The organism is Marinobacter sp. C2H3 (assembly GCF_037080155.1).
Taxonomy (GTDB): Bacteria; Pseudomonadota; Gammaproteobacteria; order Pseudomonadales; family Oleiphilaceae; genus Marinobacter.
Genome location: NZ_JBBBNZ010000002.1, coordinates 531,251 through 545,392, shown reverse-complemented (window position 1 = coordinate 545,392; position 14,142 = coordinate 531,251). Strand labels below are relative to the sequence as shown.

Here is a 14,142-nt window from a genome sequence, read left to right as displayed (position 1 = left end):
AACGCACCCTCCATCGTTACTGAGGCCCAGATGACCGAGCCCCTGCTACAGACCGTTGATCTGAGCTGTGAACGCCAGGGGCGGCCACTGTTCCGCCCGCTGTCGCTGGGGATTCGTCCAGGCTCGATGACGCGGATCGAGGGACTCAACGGCGCGGGCAAGACGACGCTCCTGAGGACCCTGGCCGGCCTGGACGAACCGGCCGCCGGCACCGTGCTCTGGTCCGGCCGGCCCCGGCTGGCGAATGACGAAGCGACGCGGCGGAATGTGCTTTACCTGGGCCACCAGCCCGGCATCAAACCCCTGCTAACCCCCCTGGAAAACCTTCGCGCCTTGATGGCAGGCCGTCAGACCGTGCCTGATGCCGCTCTGATGCAGGCCCTGGCGGGCACCGGTCTGGCGGGCCTGGAGCGAATGCCCGCCCGGCTGCTGTCCGAGGGACAGCAGCGGCGGATCGCTCTGGCTCGTCTGCTGCTGGCCGATGAGCCCCTCTGGCTGCTTGATGAAGTGTTCACCGCCCTGGATGCGGACGGCGTGTCGGCACTGGAGCGGTTGCTGCAGGACCGGGCCGCCGAGGGCGGCGCCGTGGTGGTGACCAGCCATCACGGCCTTGACTGGCCGGGCCTGAACCGTGTGCGGCTGGCGGGTGCTGCCGAACGGTTGCCGGAGCGCAAACCGGCCCCGGAGCCAACGCCGGCGCCTCCCGTGGCGGTGAATCTGCGTCGACCGAACACGGTGGGCCCGCTGATGGCTATGGCGGACACCTGCCGGCGAGATCTTTGCCTTGCCCTGCGTCAACCGGCGGATCTGCTGACGCCGCTATTGTTCTTTGTCATGGTGGTCACTCTGTTCCCGTTGGCCATCGGGCCGGAACTGTCATTTCTCCGTGATGTTGGGCCGGGTATCCTATGGGTATCGGCGCTGCTCTCCGTGCTGTTGTCTGTGGACCATCTGTTTCGGCACGATGCCGCGGACGGGTCGCTGGAGCAGTGGGTGCTGCAGCCCCAGCCGCTGTATCTGCTGGTACTGGCCCGTGTCCTCGGGCACTGGGTGCTGGGCGGTTTGCCACTGGTGCTGCTGGCGCCGCTGCTGGGAACTCTGCTGGGGCTCTCCGGTCAGGCACTGGGAGCGCTGTGCCTGACACTGCTGTTGGGCACACCGATACTGAGCCTGATCGGTGCCATCGGTGCCGCGTTGACCCTTGGCCTGCGGGGCGGGGGCTTGCTGCTGGCGCTGCTGGTGATGCCGCTTTACGTGCCCGTGCTGATTTTTGGTACCGGCACGGTGCTGGCGGCCCAGGCCGGCGTGCCGGTGACCGGTCAACTGGCGCTCATGGGGGCGGGCCTGGTGATGGCGGTCACGTTGGCTCCGTTTGCCTGCGCCGCCGCGCTGCGCATCACCCTGTCTGGCCGGTGACGCCCCATGAACAGAAACACCATCCTGAAACAGGAAAGAGACCGCATGTGGTCAACGCTGCACAGGCTCGGTTCGCCTCAGGGATTCAGTCGGTTCGCCGATCGCTGGACGCCCTGGTTGCTGTTGTCCGGCACCGCACTGCTGCTTGCCGGCCTGGTGTGGGGGTTGGCTTTTGCGCCACCGGACGGCCGCCAGGGCGAGAGCTACCGGATTCTGTTCGTGCACGTGCCAAGCGCGTTTCTGGCGGAATCCATCTACGTGATGATGGCGATCTCGGGGCTCGCCCTGCTGGTCTGGCGCGTCAAGCTGGCCGCGCTGTTCACCCGCGCCGTCGCCCCCGTGGGCCTGGCGATGACGTTCCTGGCGCTGCTGACCGGCGCGATTTGGGGCCGCCCCACCTGGGGCACCTGGTGGGTCTGGGACGCCCGCATTACCTCGATGCTGATTCTGCTGTTCCTGTACGCCGGTGTCCTGGCCCTGGATCGGGCGTTCGAGGACGAGCGCACCGGCGCACGGGCGGTCGCCGTTCTGTCGCTGGTGGGCGTCATCAACATTCCCATCATCAAGTATTCGGTCGACTGGTGGTACACCCTGCACCAGGGCGCCACGTTCACCCTGACCCAGCGGCCGGAGATGCCGCCCTCCATGTGGCTGCCGCTGTTACTGGCGGTGCTGGGTCTGTATCTGATCTTTGGCGGTCTGGCGTGCCTGCGCCTTCAGACTGCCATCTTCTGGCGGGAACGGCGCACCCGCTGGGTCTCGCAGCGTCTGGGCATGGCCAGCCGTGACCCGGAAGGAGGCCGCCATGGCGTTTGAATCCTTCGAGGCCTTTCTGGCCATGGGGGGGCGGGGCGTCTACGTCTGGTCCAGTTACGGGGCGTTTGCGGTAATCCTGGTCACGCTGGTGCTGCAGTCCGTGGTGGCGCGCCGGGCGGTCATGCGCGGTTTGCGCCAGCGGCCGTCGACCGATCAGGCCAGTGGGACCCCTGTGGCACCGGCCCGCTTCGAACGAGTGGCGTGGCCGGGCCGGGAATCCCGTTCTGACGAACGTGATACCGGCGGGAGCGTCTGACATGCACGCGCTGAGAAAAAAGCGGCTGTCCGTGGTGCTGTTCCTGCTGGCGGGGGTTGCCTTGGCGGTGGCGCTGACCGCCTACGCCCTGCGGCAGAACATCAACCTGTTCTACGACCCAAGCCAGATTGCCGCCGGTGAAGCCCCGGTGGGCGCCCGCATCCGGGCCGGCGGCATGGTGGAGAGCGGATCGGTGGTGCGGGATCCGGACAGCCTGACCGTGCGTTTCCGGGTTACTGATTTTCAGGCGACGGTGCCGGTGGAGTACACCGGTATCCTGCCGGACCTGTTCGCCGAAGGGCAGGGTGTGGTTGCCCTGGGGCGCCTGGCGCCGGACGGGCGGTTTGTGGCCGACGAGGTGCTGGCAAAGCACGATGAAAAGTACATGCCGCCGGAGGTGGCGGGGGCTCTTAAATCACCATCCGCACAGCGGGAAGGGAAGGAGTAGGAATGTACCCGGAGCTGGGGCAGATGTCGCTGATTCTCGCGCTGTTGCTGGCGGTCTTGCTGGCGCTGGTGCCCATGGCCGGCGCGGTTACCGGGCGCCCGGCATTGCAGGCGTTTGCCCGGCCCCTGGCCGCCGGCGTGTTTGTGTTTATCGCGCTGGCGTTCGTCCTGCTGGTGCACGCCTTCGTGACCGACGATTTCTCCGTGTCCTATGTGGCCCAGAACAGCAACCGGGCGCTACCGTGGTACTACAAAGCCAGTGCCGCCTGGGGTGGGCACGAGGGCTCGCTGTTGCTGTGGGTGCTCATCCTGGCGGGCTGGATGCTGGCGGTGGCGCGCTTCAGCCGGGGCCTGCCCCTGGCGATGGTGGCCCGGGTTCTTTCCATCCTTGGCCTGGTAGCCGTGGGGTTCCTGCTGTTTACCCTGATGACGTCCAACCCCTTTGACCGGGCGCTGCCCCAGGTACCTACCGACGGCGCCGATCTGAACCCGCTGCTCCAGGACATCGGGCTGATTCTCCATCCGCCCATGCTGTACATGGGGTATGTTGGCTTTTCGGTGGCCTTTGCTTTTGCCCTGTCGGCGCTCATCAGCGGCCGCCTCGACGCCGCCTGGGCGCGCTGGTCCCGGCCCTGGACCACCGTCGCCTGGGTGTTCCTGTCCATCGGCATCGCGCTCGGCAGCTGGTGGGCCTATTACGAGCTGGGCTGGGGGGGCTGGTGGTTCTGGGACCCGGTGGAAAACGCCTCTTTGCTGCCCTGGCTTGCGGGTACCGCGCTCATGCATTCTCTGGCCGCCACGGAGAAGCGGGGCGTGTTCAAGAGCTGGACGGTACTGCTGGCCATTGTGGCGTTCTCACTCAGCCTGCTGGGCACCTTCATGGTCCGTTCCGGGGTGTTGACGTCCGTGCACGCCTTCGCCTCGGACCCGGAGCGGGGCCGCTTCCTGCTGGGCTTGCTGGCACTGACTGTGCTGGGCAGCCTGGCGCTCTACGCCGCCCGGGCGCCGGTCGTGAAGGCAACCTCGGGGTACACGGGGCTTTCCCGGGAGATTTTCCTGCTGGCCAACAACGTGCTGCTGGTGGCGGCCACGGCGCTGGTGGCGGTGGGCACGCTCTACCCGCTGGTGCTGGATTACCTGGGCCTGGGCAAGGTCTCCGTGGGCGAGCCGTTTTTCAACACCACCTTCACCCCGCTGGCCCTGGCCACCGGCCTGCTCATGGGCGCCGGTATGTTCTCCCACTGGAAGCGTACCGACGGCGGCTGGCTGGCCCGGCAACTGCTCTGGCCGCTGGCCATCAGCCTGCTGTCCGCTGCGGCCGTGTCAGTGGGTGCCGGCGGCTTCCGGCCGTGGGTATTCGCAGGCGTGGTGGTCGCGGCGTGGATCGTGGTGGCCATCGTACGGGACCTCTGGCATCGTTCCGCCTCTCGCCGCGGCCGGTTGCACGGCCTGCGCCGGGTGGGGCGCAGCTACTGGGGGATGGTGCTCGGCCACCTGGGTGTGGCGGTGACCATGCTCGGTGTGACCATCGTCACCGGCTTTGGTGAGGCCAGGGACGTGCGCATGGCGCCCGGTGATGCGGTGGCCCTGTCCGGCTACTCCCTCCGCTTTGGCGAGGTGGTGACTGCCGCTGGCCCCAACTACGACGCCGACCGGGCCACCGTTACCATCACCCGGGCCGGGTCCGATGCCGTGGTGGCCGTGCTGCACCCGGAAAAACGCCGGTATCGGGCCGGCGGTCAGCTACTCACCGAAGCCGCCATGGACGCCGGCCCGTTCCGGGATCTGTTTGTGGCCCTCGCTGAACCCCTCGGCAACGGGGCTTGGGCGGTGCGTATCCAGTTCAAGCCCCTGGTCCGCTGGGTCTGGCTCGGGGCCGTGCTGATGGCCCTCGGGGGCCTGCTGGCAGTGTCGGATCGGCGCTACCGGGTGGCCATGCCGACCGCTGAACGGGCTTACGAACCGCCCGTGTCCGCCCCCCGTGTTTCCAACAACCAAGGAGCGTCATGAAGCGCAGTCTGCTGTTTATTCCGTTACTGCTGGCCATTGCCCTGGGACTGGTGCTGTATTTTGGTCTCGGCACCGACAAGAGCCAGCGGCCGTCCGCTCTGGTGGGCGACCCGGTGCCTCCGTTCAACCTGCCGGGGCTGGCAGACCCCGGGCAGCGCTACACCGAGGCGATGTTCCAGGGGCAGATCACCCTGCTGAACGTCTGGGGTACCTGGTGCCCGGCCTGCCGCCATGAACACCCCTATCTGGTGACCCTTGCCCGGAATCTGGCCGGGGAGCAGGGCCTACCCGTTCGTCTGGTCGGTATGAATTACAAGGATACCCGGGATGCTGCCCAGGCGTGGCTGCGGGATCTGGGCAATCCCTATCAGCAGGTGGTGTTTGACGCCGACGGCACCCTCGGGTTTGATCTTGGGGTCTACGGTGCCCCGGAGACGTTTGTGATTGATGCAGATGGGGTTATTCGCTATCGCCACGTGGGTATTGTGAACGAACAGGTGTGGGCGGAGACGCTCAAGCCCCTGATCCAGACACTGAAGGCCGGATCGTGACGGCGGGCCTTGCTCAGCCGACCGGCCGGGGCAACGGGCGTCTGGCGCTGTTGCTGTGCCTGGCTCTGACCGCTCTTGCGAGCCCCGTGGCGGCGGCCTCAGCCGACGCACAGGCTCAGGCGGGTACCGCGGATCTTTACCCGTTCCCCTCGGCCGCCGAGCAGGCCCGCTTTCAGGCGCTGTTGTCCGAGCTGCGCTGCCCCATGTGTGAAAACCAGACCATTGCCGACTCCGGTGCGCCCATCGCCGCGGATATGCGGGACCGGGTGTACCGGATGATGCAGGACGGCGCCAGTGACGACGCGATCGTGACCGCGCTGGCTCAGCGATTCGGAGATTATGTGCGTTACCGGCCGGTGTTTGATGCCAGCACGGCGTTGCTCTGGCTGACGCCGATCCTGGCGGTGCTGATTGGCGCCGTGGCCATTGCACTGATGGTACGCCAGCGGCGACGAGCCGGGGCGGTACCCGACGTCCTGACCGAGCAGCAACGGGCCCGGGCAGATCGGCTGCTGACGGCGGCTTCCGCACGCCGGCGTTCCGGTGGGGACGGGGCATGAACAGCGGGTTCTGGTTGCTCGTGGCGCTGATGGTGGCGCTGGCCCTGGCGTTTGTGTTTTATCCGCTGGCGGCCTGGCGCCGTCAGCGCCGCGCCATGCAGGCGCAGAAAGCCGACCCCGATAGCCCAGGGGCCAGCGCTGGGCCAGGCACCGACACTGTCCGGCAGGCAAACCTGGCCGCTTACCGCTCCCGCCTGGCGGAGCTGGACGAGGAACGCGCCAGCGGTCGCCTTTCGGTCACGGACTATCAGACCCTACGGGACGAGCTGGCGGCTGCGCTTTTGGAAGACGTAGACGGGGCAGGGGCCGGATCGGCTCCGCCGGATTCCGCCGGGGGAAAAAACGACGGCCGCAAGGCCGCGCTGGCGGTGGCATTTGCGGTGCTGCTGGTGCTGCCGGTGGCGGCCATCACGCTCTACGAGCGCTGGGGCGGGCTGGACCGGATTGAGCAGGCCAACGCGCTGGCGGCCTTGGCCTCCGGCGACGGTAGCCAGGCCGACCGCATTGAGGCCATGGTCGCCGGTTTGCGGGCCCGTCTGACCTCAGGGAAGGATACGTCCCCGGACGGCTGGGCCATGCTGGGGCGCAGCTACATGCAGTTGCAGCGGTATGAAGATGCCGCCTGGGCCTACCGGCAGCTGGCACAACGGGTCTCGGAGAGTGATCAGGCACAACCACGTGCAGAAGCGGCGGCCTATGGTCTGGCGGCCCAGGCGTTGTTTTTCACCAGCGAGGGTCGCCTGACCGGGGAGATCGCCGGGCTGATCCGGCAAGCCCGGGCGCTCAATCCGGACGACATTAATGCGCTGGGTCTGCTGGGCCTGAACGCTTTCGGCGAGGAACGCTACGACGACGCCATCCGTTACTGGCAGCGCATTCTCGAGGTGGCGCCGGACCACCCTCAGATCCAGACCATTCGGGCGGGCATAGAGGAGGCGCGGCGCCGTCAGTCGGCGCCTCCGTTAACGCCCTGACAGGGTGTCAGGGTACAGCGGCGGGAGGGCGTCCGTCCGGCGCTGCCCGTCTGAACGTTGCCGAAGCGCCTCAAGGGCGCTGACCAGTGCCGTCAGATCCGGCCCCGGTGCCTCAGCCGGATTGGCGGCGAAGCGCCGGGCCTGCAGCCGCTGCATCTGTTCACGGACCACGGTATCCCCCGCCAGGGTCAGGGCGTCGTCCAGCGTCTGCACGCTGCGTCCCGGGTGACGTGCCCGGAGCCAACGGATCAGGGCGGCCGGAGCCTCCGCTGACCCGGCACGGACCGCCGTCATCAACGCGTCAAACTGTTCCTTTTCCCGGGCATCTTTCGGCGCGATCTGACCGGTTAGCGTGGCCCGGCTCGCCCGACGGCTCAGATACCAGGCCACCAGCGTTGCCAACCAGGCCAGGCCCAGAGCCAGGCTGATCCACAGCCAGTAGCCAGCGCTGTGGCCGCCGCTTTCGGTGGCGGCCTCGGGCGTTTGGTTTGTCGGGGGCTGCGCGCTGTCCGGCGGCGTTGTGCCGCTGTCACTCCCTGCGGGTGACGGGGATGCGGCCGCCTGGGGGGCCGCCGCCACCGTCAGTGTCCGGGAGGGAATCACCGCGACTTTCTCCGAGTCTGTGGTGGTGTCCCACCAGGGAATCCGGATTTCCGGCAGGGTGTGGTTGCCCGGGGTCACCGGCACCAGGGCCGAGGTTTCGGTCAGGGTACCGGTCAGCCCGTCCCGCTGTTTGTCGGTGTTGCGCTCGGGTTGGTCCGGGTAGGCCTTCAGACCGTCTGGCGCGCTGTCCGGCAGCGGTGGCAGGGTTTCAGCCGGCAGGCCCCGGGCGGTCAGGGTCAGGGTGCGGGTCAGGTTGTCGCCCACCGCTACCTGCCCGTTGTCTGGCAGGCCGCTGTCCGCAAGGGTGAGCGATTCGGCCGGCAGCCAGGTGTCGCCGGAGAAGCTGTCCGGCACGTCCTTGACGGTAAAGGTGAAGAAGTTTTCGCGGTCCCGCAGAAATTTGAGCCGGCCTTCCGGGGTGCGGGCCTGCCCCTCAAACCGGATGGGGGCCAGGTCCAGTTCCCCCGGCTTCTGGGGAAACAGCGCATAGCGGCGCTCCACCACCTGATAGCGCACGCCGTCCCGGTAGCGGGTGTACTCACTCTGCTTGCCCAGCGGCTCTACAACGGTATCCGGGTCGCTCGGTTCAGAGAGTTCGCCCCGGATCAGGTTGCCAGTGAAAAAGAGCTTGATGGTGAGGGTCAGCTGTTCCTGAACGTACACCTCGTTCTTGTCCGCGGACAGCTCGATAAAGCTGTCCCGGGGCGCGCCGTTGCCCGTTGTGGCCGGGGGCGGCCCGTCCTTCACCTCGATGGTGACCGGCGCGGAGGTGGCGCCTTTGAACGTCAGCGCAGGAATCGTGAGTGTCCCGGTGCGGGTGGGCGCGAGCTGGTAGGTCCAGGTAATGTTGCCGACCGTCTCGCCGTTGACGGTTTGCACGCTGTACCGCTGGTTTTTCGCCAGCACCTTGAAGTCCGGGGACACCTTGTCGATGTCCGGAGCCGGCAGGTCGGACAGGTTCAGATCAAACAGGTCGGTCAGGCTCAGGTCCAGCTTCATGCTGCCTTTTACTGTCAGGGTCAGAACATCGCCGTCGTACAGCTGCGTCCGGTCCGGCTCCACGGTCAGGGTGTCCGTGCCTTTAGCCAGCGCCGGGGCGGCCAACGCGAGCAGTACGCCGAAGCCGGCCAGCAGTGCCAGGAAGCGGTTTACCATGGTGTGTCACCTTCGTCTGAGGGTGTCTGTTGTTGTTCATACTGCTGGAGAAACTTGCGTCGCAGCAGCCCGCCGGGATCGTCCGGAATCCGCCGCAGCCACTGCTCCTGGCCCTGGCTCAGCGGAGTCGGTGAGGTGTCGCCGGGCGCCGGTGACGCCGCCTTTCCGGGCGGTTCGCCCGAGCCGTTGTTGCCATCCTGAGCGTCGCCGTTTTGCGGCTGCTGGTCTCCGGTGCGGTCGTTTGGCTGACCGTTGCCATGGGCGTTGTTCTGTCCCTGCCCGTCCTGGGCAGACTGGGACTGGCCGTTCTGCGAGCCAGGCGTGTTGTTGCTCTGCGAGTCCCCGCCCTGCTGACCGCGGTTGCCGTTCCCGGTCTGGCCGCCCTGGTCCTGGCCACTCTTATTCTGCCCGTTCTGCGAACCCTGATTGTTGCGGTTGTTCTGGTTTCCCGAGCTTCCTGACCCCTGGGACGAATTACCTTTCTGGTTCTGCTGTTGCTCCAGCAGTTTTTTTACCAACGCGCGATTGGCGGCGGCGTCTTTAAAATCCGGGTTCGCCTGAAGGGCGTCGTCGTAGGCGCGAAGGGCCTCCCGCAGCTTGCCGGCCCGGGCCAGGGCATTGCCCCGGTTGTAGTCGGCCTGAGCCCCTGGCACCTGGTCAAATAACTTGGCGGCCTGCTCGTACTGGCCGCTGCGATAGAGCGCTGACGCCCGCCAGTCCGGCTCGTCCAGCTCCTGCGCGGCCTGCTCCGGGTCCTTTTGAATGAGTGCCGGCGCACGCTGGTCCTCCCGCTGCCACAGGTCGTCCCAACTGGCGGCACTGGCCGGCCGGGGCGCCAGTGGCATTAAGGCGATCAGCAGCAGGGCCAGGGTGGCAAAGCCGCCCCGGCGCCAGGCCAGCAACACCAGGGGAATCACCAGCCAGAGCAGCCAATAACCATCATCCTGCCAGCGCTGGACGGTGCGTTGATCGGTTTTGTCGTCGTCGGTGGCCTTGCTGTCGGTGGCAGAGACGTTGTCCAGGCCGAGGGCGTGAATGTCACGGCCGTCCAGGGTCAGCGAGGCGCTGCCACCGCCGGTCTCTGCGGCCAGTTCGGCGAGGCCTTCCGGGTCCGCCTTTGTGATCACGATCTTACCGTCATCGTCACGGATAAATCCGTTCCGGGGCAACGGCATGGGGCCGCCGGCCCGGGTGCCGACGGCGATCGTGCTGAGGGTATAGGGGGTGTCTGCCAGGAGGTCGTCAATCCGGCTGGCGTAGCGCGGCGCCACCTGGTCGGTCAGCAGGAGAATCCGGCCACGGCCCGGCGCGCCCTGACGGAGCAAGCGAACGGCTTCGGCAACGCCCAGGTCGGCGCGGTTGCCCTGGGCCGGCATGATGACCGGGTCCAGCACGTCCAGCAGGGATTCAATGGTGCGAGTGTCGTCGGTCAGGGGCGTCACGACGTGGCTGTCGGCGGCGTAAACCACCAACGCGTTCAGACCGTCCGGGCGGGCCGCGAGAATGTCCCGGATCTTGCGCCGGGCCCGGGTGAGCCGATCCGGCTGCGCGTCCGTGGCCAGCATCGACAGGGACAGATCCAGCACCATGACCAGGCTATCGCTGGTGTGACGCAGCGGTGTTGGTGCCTTGCGCCAGGCCGGCCCCGCCAGCGCTACCGAGACGACCACCAGCGCCGCAATCAGCGGCAGCAAGGGCGAACGTTGCCCGGGCTGCTTTTGCCCGGACGGGCGGATCAGGGGAGTCAGAAGCGCGGCAGGAATCCATCGCCCCCAACCACTGTCTGAGCGCCCTGCGCGTCGAACCACGAACACCAGCAGGGGTGCGGCCAGCATCAGCAGCAGCCAGAGCGGACGGAGAAAATGCAGGTCAGCCATGGGAGGGGTCTCCAACCGGCCGCCGGTGCCGGAACGCGGACACCAGCCAGATTGCCAGGACGAGCCCCGCAGCCAGTCCGGCGGGCGCCCAGAACAGGTCAGTGACGGGTCGGTAGAAGCGACCTTCTTGCTCAATGGGCTCGAGCTGGTCAATGGTGCCGTAGATGGTGTTGAGTTCGTTCAGGTCGCGGGCCCGGAAATACTGCCCACCGGTGGCTTCCGCCATGTGGGTGAGGAGCGCCTCGTCCAGGTCCCGGGACGGATTGACGGTGCGGGAGCCAAGGAACCCCCGCTGGATCATGGAATCGGCACCAATGCCGATGGTGTACAGCCTGACACCGGCCGCGGCCGCAATGTCGGTGGCCTTGTCCGGCGGCAGCTCGCCGGCGGTGTTGGCGCCGTCGGTCAGCAGAATCACCACCCTCTGATCCTGGGGGCGTTCCCTCAGGCGTTTGACCGCCAGCCCGATGGCGTCGCCGATGGCGGTGGCGCGGCCGGCCATGCCCACGCCGGCTTCCTGCATCAGGGTGCGGACGGTGGCCACGTCGAAGGTCAGGGGCGCCTGCACGTATGGCTCGCTACCAAACAGGATCAGGCCCAGACGGTCGCCTTCACGGCGGGTAATGAAGTCGTCCAGCACATGCTTGACCGCCTGCAGGCGATTGATGCTCTGGCCCCGGAGCGACATGTCCTGTTCGTTCATGGACGGTGAGATGTCCACCACCAGCATCAGGTCCCGGCCCGTCATGGGCAGGCGGACTTCGTCACCGAGCCACTGGGGACGTGCGATGGCGAGAACAAGCAGTAGCCACAGCAGCAGCAACAGGCCCCGGTACCAGCGGGGGCTGGCGTTGCCCTCGCTGCGCACCCCCGGCAGGCCGGCCAGCCAGTGGCCGGTGGGCAGCACCGGCGCGTCCACCGGGGCTCGCCGGCGACGGCGCAGGAACCAGGGCAGGATCAGAAAAGCCAGCGCCCAGGGATAAGCCAGAGTCAGCATGTCTGTGCCTCCAGCCAGCGATGCGCAAACGCCAGCGCCTGCCAGGGGGGAAGGGTGGAAGCCGGGCGCCAGCAGGCGCGTACCAGCTCCAGCGCCGTGGTTTCATCGGCGTCGGCATCGTCCGCAGTGGCTAGCAGAAAACGGGCCCAGGCGTCGCCGGTCAGTGCCTCCGGATGCTGCCCGGGATGACAGTGCCGGGCGACCTGCTTAAGCAGCGTGTTCAGATCGACAAACCAGGCCGGCGACGGTTCCGCGCGCTGTTCCAGGCGCTCCAGGGCCGTCCGGGCCTCCCGGCGCCAGCGGCGACGGCGATGCCGGCGAACCAGGAAAACCGCCAGGGCGGCGACGGCGGTGAGGATGACGATGGCGAGCACCCACCAGCCGGGTGCCGGCGGCCAGAGGCCTCCGGTGGCCGGCAGGTGGATATCCCTCAGCTGGGCGAGCGGGTCCTGGCCGTTCATCCGATGCGTCCCCGCTGGCCCAATAGGGGCTGAAGGGTCGCGGCCGGGCTGTCGGCGGTGGTGACCACGGCCACCGGCACCCCGGCGCGGCGGAAGCAGGCCGCCAATCGGGCTTCGTGCTCGTCCACTTTGCGCTGCCAGGCCGCCTTGAACCGCGGGTCCCCGGCATCGAACCAGACCGGTCCGTTCTGGCCGGCTACTGCAAACCGTCCCCGATCCGGGAGCGATTCCTCCAGCGGATCCTGGACGCGCAACGCCGTGACCTGGTTGTGCCGGGCCAGCGCCCCGAGCAGCGTGCCGGTGGCGTCGGTCACACTCAGGAAATCACTGATCACGAACACCCGGCCGCCGGTGTGCGCGACCCGGCGGGCTTCCTGAAGTACGGTGTCGAGGGTCAGCGGCGGCTCGGTTCCTGGCCGGCTGTCCGCGTCCGAGCGCTGGAACTGGGCGAGGGCATCAAGGAGTCGAAGCACCGATTTCTTGCGCCGGGCCGGGCGTTGTACGTCCATGCCGTGTTCATTGAAAACGATGCCGCCCACCTGGTCGCCGGACCAGAGCGCCAGCCACGCCAGAATGGCCGCCGCCTGGGCGCAACGCACCTGCTTGTAGGCGCCGGTGCTGGCGAAAAACAGGGATGGGCCCAGGTCACACAGCAGCAGCACCGGGCGTTCCCGCTCTTCCTCGTAGATCTTGGTGTGGGGGGACTGACGGCGGGCGGTGACCCGCCAGTCGATGCTGCGAATGTCGTCACCGGGCTGGTACTGCCGGACTTCGGAAAACACCATGCCTCGGCCCCGGCGGCTCGAACGCTGCAGGCCGGCCTGGCGGCTGCGCACCGGCCGCGCGGCGGGCAGGGTGAGGGCCCGGGCGTCGGCCTGCAGGCGGATCAGCTCCGGCAGGCTGGTACGGATCAGCGGTTCGGTTGCGTTCATGGGGCCTGGCACGGGTAAGGGTGACTGGTACAGGATGTCAGGGCATGGCCGGCGCTCACGCAGCAACGGGCACCCGGTCCAGCAGCCGCTGGATCACGGCATCGGCAGTGACGCCTTCAGCCTCTGCTTCAAAGGTCAGCAGAATGCGGTGTCGGAGTACGTCGTAGGCCATGGCCCGGACGTCCTCGGGCGTGACGTAATCTCGGCCATCCAGCCACGCCGCGGCCCGGGCGCAGCGGTCCAGGGCAATGGTGCCCCGGGGGCTGGCGCCGAACGCGGTCCAGCGGGCCAGTTCCGGATCCAGGCTGGCGGCGTCACGGGTGGCCAGAACCAGCGCCAGCAGGTAAGTCTCCACCGACTCGGCCATGTACACGTCGGCCACGGCGTTCCGGGCCTCAAACACCTGGTCCGGGCTGATCCGAACGCTGGCGGCGGGGGCGCCCTGCCGATAATCGTTGCGGGCCAGTTGCAGGATGGCGCGCTCCGCTTCGGGGGAGGGGTAGCTAATGACCACGTGCATCAGAAAGCGATCGAGTTGGGCTTCCGGCAGCGGGTAGGTGCCTTCCTGCTCGATCGGGTTCTGGGTCGCCATCACCATGAACAGGCGGTCCAGGGGGAAGGTCCGCAGGCCCACGCTGACCTGCCGTTCGCCCATGGCCTCCAGCAACGCGGACTGCACCTTGGCCGGCGCCCGGTTGATTTCGTCGGCCAGGACCAGGTTGTGAAAAATGGGGCCCTTCTGGAAATCGAACTGTCCGGTTTCCGGACGGTAGATCTCGCTGCCGGTGACGTCGGAGGGCAGCAGGTCGGGGGTAAACTGGATGCGGTGGAAATTACCTACTAGGTGGTCGGCCAGAGCCTTGATGGCGGTGGTCTTGGCCAGTCCTGGCGCGCCTTCCACGAGCAAATGGCCATCGGCGAGAAGCGCAATCAGGAGGCGATCAACGAGCTTTTCCTGCCCAATAATCCGATTGGCTAACTGAGACCGGAGTTCGGTGAACGTATGCTGTAACGGCATTGGGTTCGACATTGACATTGGATTCGACAGCCCCCTTGTCCGATGTCTTCTCGGAAACGTGCGTTGCGT

The 14,142-nt window shown here is 67.4% G+C and carries 14 protein-coding genes and 1 pseudogene; 9 read left to right on the top strand and 6 right to left on the bottom strand.

Annotation, left to right across the window (positions count from 1 at the left end; translation table 11 throughout):
• Positions 1-30 precede the first annotated feature (30 nt).
• From ccmA to ccmI, 9 genes and pseudogenes are all read left to right on the top strand, one after another.
• Positions 31-642 (top strand): annotated as a pseudogene (ccmA, locus tag V3388_RS07555) (cytochrome c biogenesis heme-transporting ATPase CcmA); the annotation flags it as partial.
• Positions 643-747: 105 nt separating this feature from the next.
• Positions 748-1,416, top strand: a complete 669-nt coding sequence (gene ccmB, locus V3388_RS07550) for a heme exporter protein CcmB (protein WP_336367300.1) — start codon at positions 748-750, stop codon at positions 1,414-1,416.
• A 45-nt stretch (positions 1,417-1,461) separates the two neighbouring features.
• On the top strand, positions 1,462-2,232 hold the full coding sequence (locus tag V3388_RS07545) for a heme ABC transporter permease (RefSeq protein ID WP_336367299.1): 771 nt from the start codon (positions 1,462-1,464) through the stop codon (positions 2,230-2,232).
• Entirely contained in the window at positions 2,222-2,488 is a 267-nt protein-coding gene (ccmD, locus tag V3388_RS07540; protein WP_336366915.1) for a heme exporter protein CcmD, read from the top strand. Before V3388_RS07545 ends, ccmD begins: the two co-directional genes overlap by 11 nt.
• A gap of 1 nt (position 2,489) precedes the next feature.
• Positions 2,490-2,936: a cytochrome c maturation protein CcmE gene (gene ccmE, locus V3388_RS07535; RefSeq protein WP_336366914.1), complete on the top strand. Its 447-nt coding sequence runs from the start codon at positions 2,490-2,492 to the stop codon at positions 2,934-2,936.
• A 2-nt stretch (positions 2,937-2,938) separates the two neighbouring features.
• A complete protein-coding gene (locus tag V3388_RS07530) occupies positions 2,939-4,945 on the top strand; it encodes a heme lyase CcmF/NrfE family subunit (protein WP_336366913.1) in 2,007 nt (668 codons plus the stop codon).
• Positions 4,942-5,496 carry a DsbE family thiol:disulfide interchange protein gene (locus tag V3388_RS07525; protein WP_336366912.1) on the top strand — a complete coding sequence of 185 codons (555 nt, stop codon included), beginning with the start codon at positions 4,942-4,944 and terminating at the stop codon, positions 5,494-5,496. Before V3388_RS07530 ends, V3388_RS07525 begins: the two co-directional genes overlap by 4 nt.
• Entirely contained in the window at positions 5,493-6,056 is a 564-nt protein-coding gene (locus tag V3388_RS07520) for a cytochrome c-type biogenesis protein (protein ID WP_336366911.1), read from the top strand. Before V3388_RS07525 ends, V3388_RS07520 begins: the two co-directional genes overlap by 4 nt.
• Positions 6,053-7,030, top strand: coding sequence for a c-type cytochrome biogenesis protein CcmI (gene ccmI, locus V3388_RS07515; RefSeq protein ID WP_336366910.1), 978 nt, complete (start codon positions 6,053-6,055; stop codon positions 7,028-7,030). The genes V3388_RS07520 and ccmI overlap by 4 nt, the downstream gene beginning before the upstream one ends.
• Here ccmI and V3388_RS07510 read toward each other — a convergent pair.
• The 6 genes from V3388_RS07510 to V3388_RS07485 are packed head-to-tail and all read right to left on the bottom strand — an operon-like array spanning position 7,019 to position 14,085.
• Positions 7,019-8,788, bottom strand: a complete 1,770-nt coding sequence (locus V3388_RS07510; RefSeq protein WP_336366909.1) for a BatD family protein — start codon at positions 8,786-8,788, stop codon at positions 7,019-7,021. The two genes, ccmI and V3388_RS07510, sit on opposite strands and share 12 nt — an antisense overlap.
• Positions 8,782-10,665: a VWA domain-containing protein gene (locus tag V3388_RS07505; protein ID WP_336366908.1), complete on the bottom strand. Its 1,884-nt coding sequence runs from the start codon at positions 10,663-10,665 to the stop codon at positions 8,782-8,784. Before V3388_RS07505 ends, V3388_RS07510 begins: the two co-directional genes overlap by 7 nt.
• Positions 10,658-11,662 (bottom strand): vWA domain-containing protein, encoded by a 1,005-nt coding sequence (locus tag V3388_RS07500; RefSeq protein WP_336366907.1) that lies wholly within the window; start codon positions 11,660-11,662, stop codon positions 10,658-10,660. Before V3388_RS07500 ends, V3388_RS07505 begins: the two co-directional genes overlap by 8 nt.
• Positions 11,656-12,123 carry a DUF4381 domain-containing protein gene (locus V3388_RS07495; protein WP_336366906.1) on the bottom strand — a complete coding sequence of 156 codons (468 nt, stop codon included), beginning with the start codon at positions 12,121-12,123 and terminating at the stop codon, positions 11,656-11,658. Before V3388_RS07495 ends, V3388_RS07500 begins: the two co-directional genes overlap by 7 nt.
• Positions 12,120-13,055, bottom strand: a complete 936-nt coding sequence (locus tag V3388_RS07490; protein WP_336366905.1) for a DUF58 domain-containing protein — start codon at positions 13,053-13,055, stop codon at positions 12,120-12,122. The genes V3388_RS07495 and V3388_RS07490 overlap by 4 nt, the downstream gene beginning before the upstream one ends.
• Before the next feature lie 55 nt (positions 13,056-13,110).
• The gene (locus V3388_RS07485; protein WP_442915619.1) at positions 13,111-14,085 is read right to left on the bottom strand and encodes an AAA family ATPase; all 975 of its coding nucleotides are present in this window, start codon (positions 14,083-14,085) and stop codon (positions 13,111-13,113) included.
• Between the last annotated feature and the right edge of the window lie 57 nt (positions 14,086-14,142).

What these genes read in the sequence shown, in the direction of transcription:
- ccmB (WP_336367300.1), top strand. Translation starts at nt 748, where the DNA reads ATGGCTATGGCGGACACCTGCCGGCGAGATCTTTGCCTTGCCCTGCGT.
- V3388_RS07545 (WP_336367299.1), top strand. Translation starts at nt 1,462, where the DNA reads ATGTGGTCAACGCTGCACAGGCTCGGTTCGCCTCAGGGATTCAGTCGG.
- ccmD (WP_336366915.1), top strand. Translation starts at nt 2,222, where the DNA reads ATGGCGTTTGAATCCTTCGAGGCCTTTCTGGCCATGGGGGGGCGGGGC.
- ccmE (WP_336366914.1), top strand. Translation starts at nt 2,490, where the DNA reads ATGCACGCGCTGAGAAAAAAGCGGCTGTCCGTGGTGCTGTTCCTGCTG.
- V3388_RS07530 (WP_336366913.1), top strand. Translation starts at nt 2,939, where the DNA reads ATGTACCCGGAGCTGGGGCAGATGTCGCTGATTCTCGCGCTGTTGCTG.
- V3388_RS07525 (WP_336366912.1), top strand. Translation starts at nt 4,942, where the DNA reads ATGAAGCGCAGTCTGCTGTTTATTCCGTTACTGCTGGCCATTGCCCTG.
- ccmI (WP_336366910.1), top strand. Translation starts at nt 6,053, where the DNA reads ATGAACAGCGGGTTCTGGTTGCTCGTGGCGCTGATGGTGGCGCTGGCC.
- V3388_RS07510 (WP_336366909.1), bottom strand. Translation starts at nt 8,788, where the DNA reads ATGGTAAACCGCTTCCTGGCACTGCTGGCCGGCTTCGGCGTACTGCTC.
- V3388_RS07505 (WP_336366908.1), bottom strand. Translation starts at nt 10,665, where the DNA reads ATGGCTGACCTGCATTTTCTCCGTCCGCTCTGGCTGCTGCTGATGCTG.
- V3388_RS07500 (WP_336366907.1), bottom strand. Translation starts at nt 11,662, where the DNA reads ATGCTGACTCTGGCTTATCCCTGGGCGCTGGCTTTTCTGATCCTGCCC.
- V3388_RS07495 (WP_336366906.1), bottom strand. Translation starts at nt 12,123, where the DNA reads ATGAACGGCCAGGACCCGCTCGCCCAGCTGAGGGATATCCACCTGCCG.
- V3388_RS07490 (WP_336366905.1), bottom strand. Translation starts at nt 13,055, where the DNA reads ATGAACGCAACCGAACCGCTGATCCGTACCAGCCTGCCGGAGCTGATC.
- V3388_RS07485 (WP_442915619.1), bottom strand. Translation starts at nt 14,085, where the DNA reads ATGTCGAACCCAATGCCGTTACAGCATACGTTCACCGAACTCCGGTCT.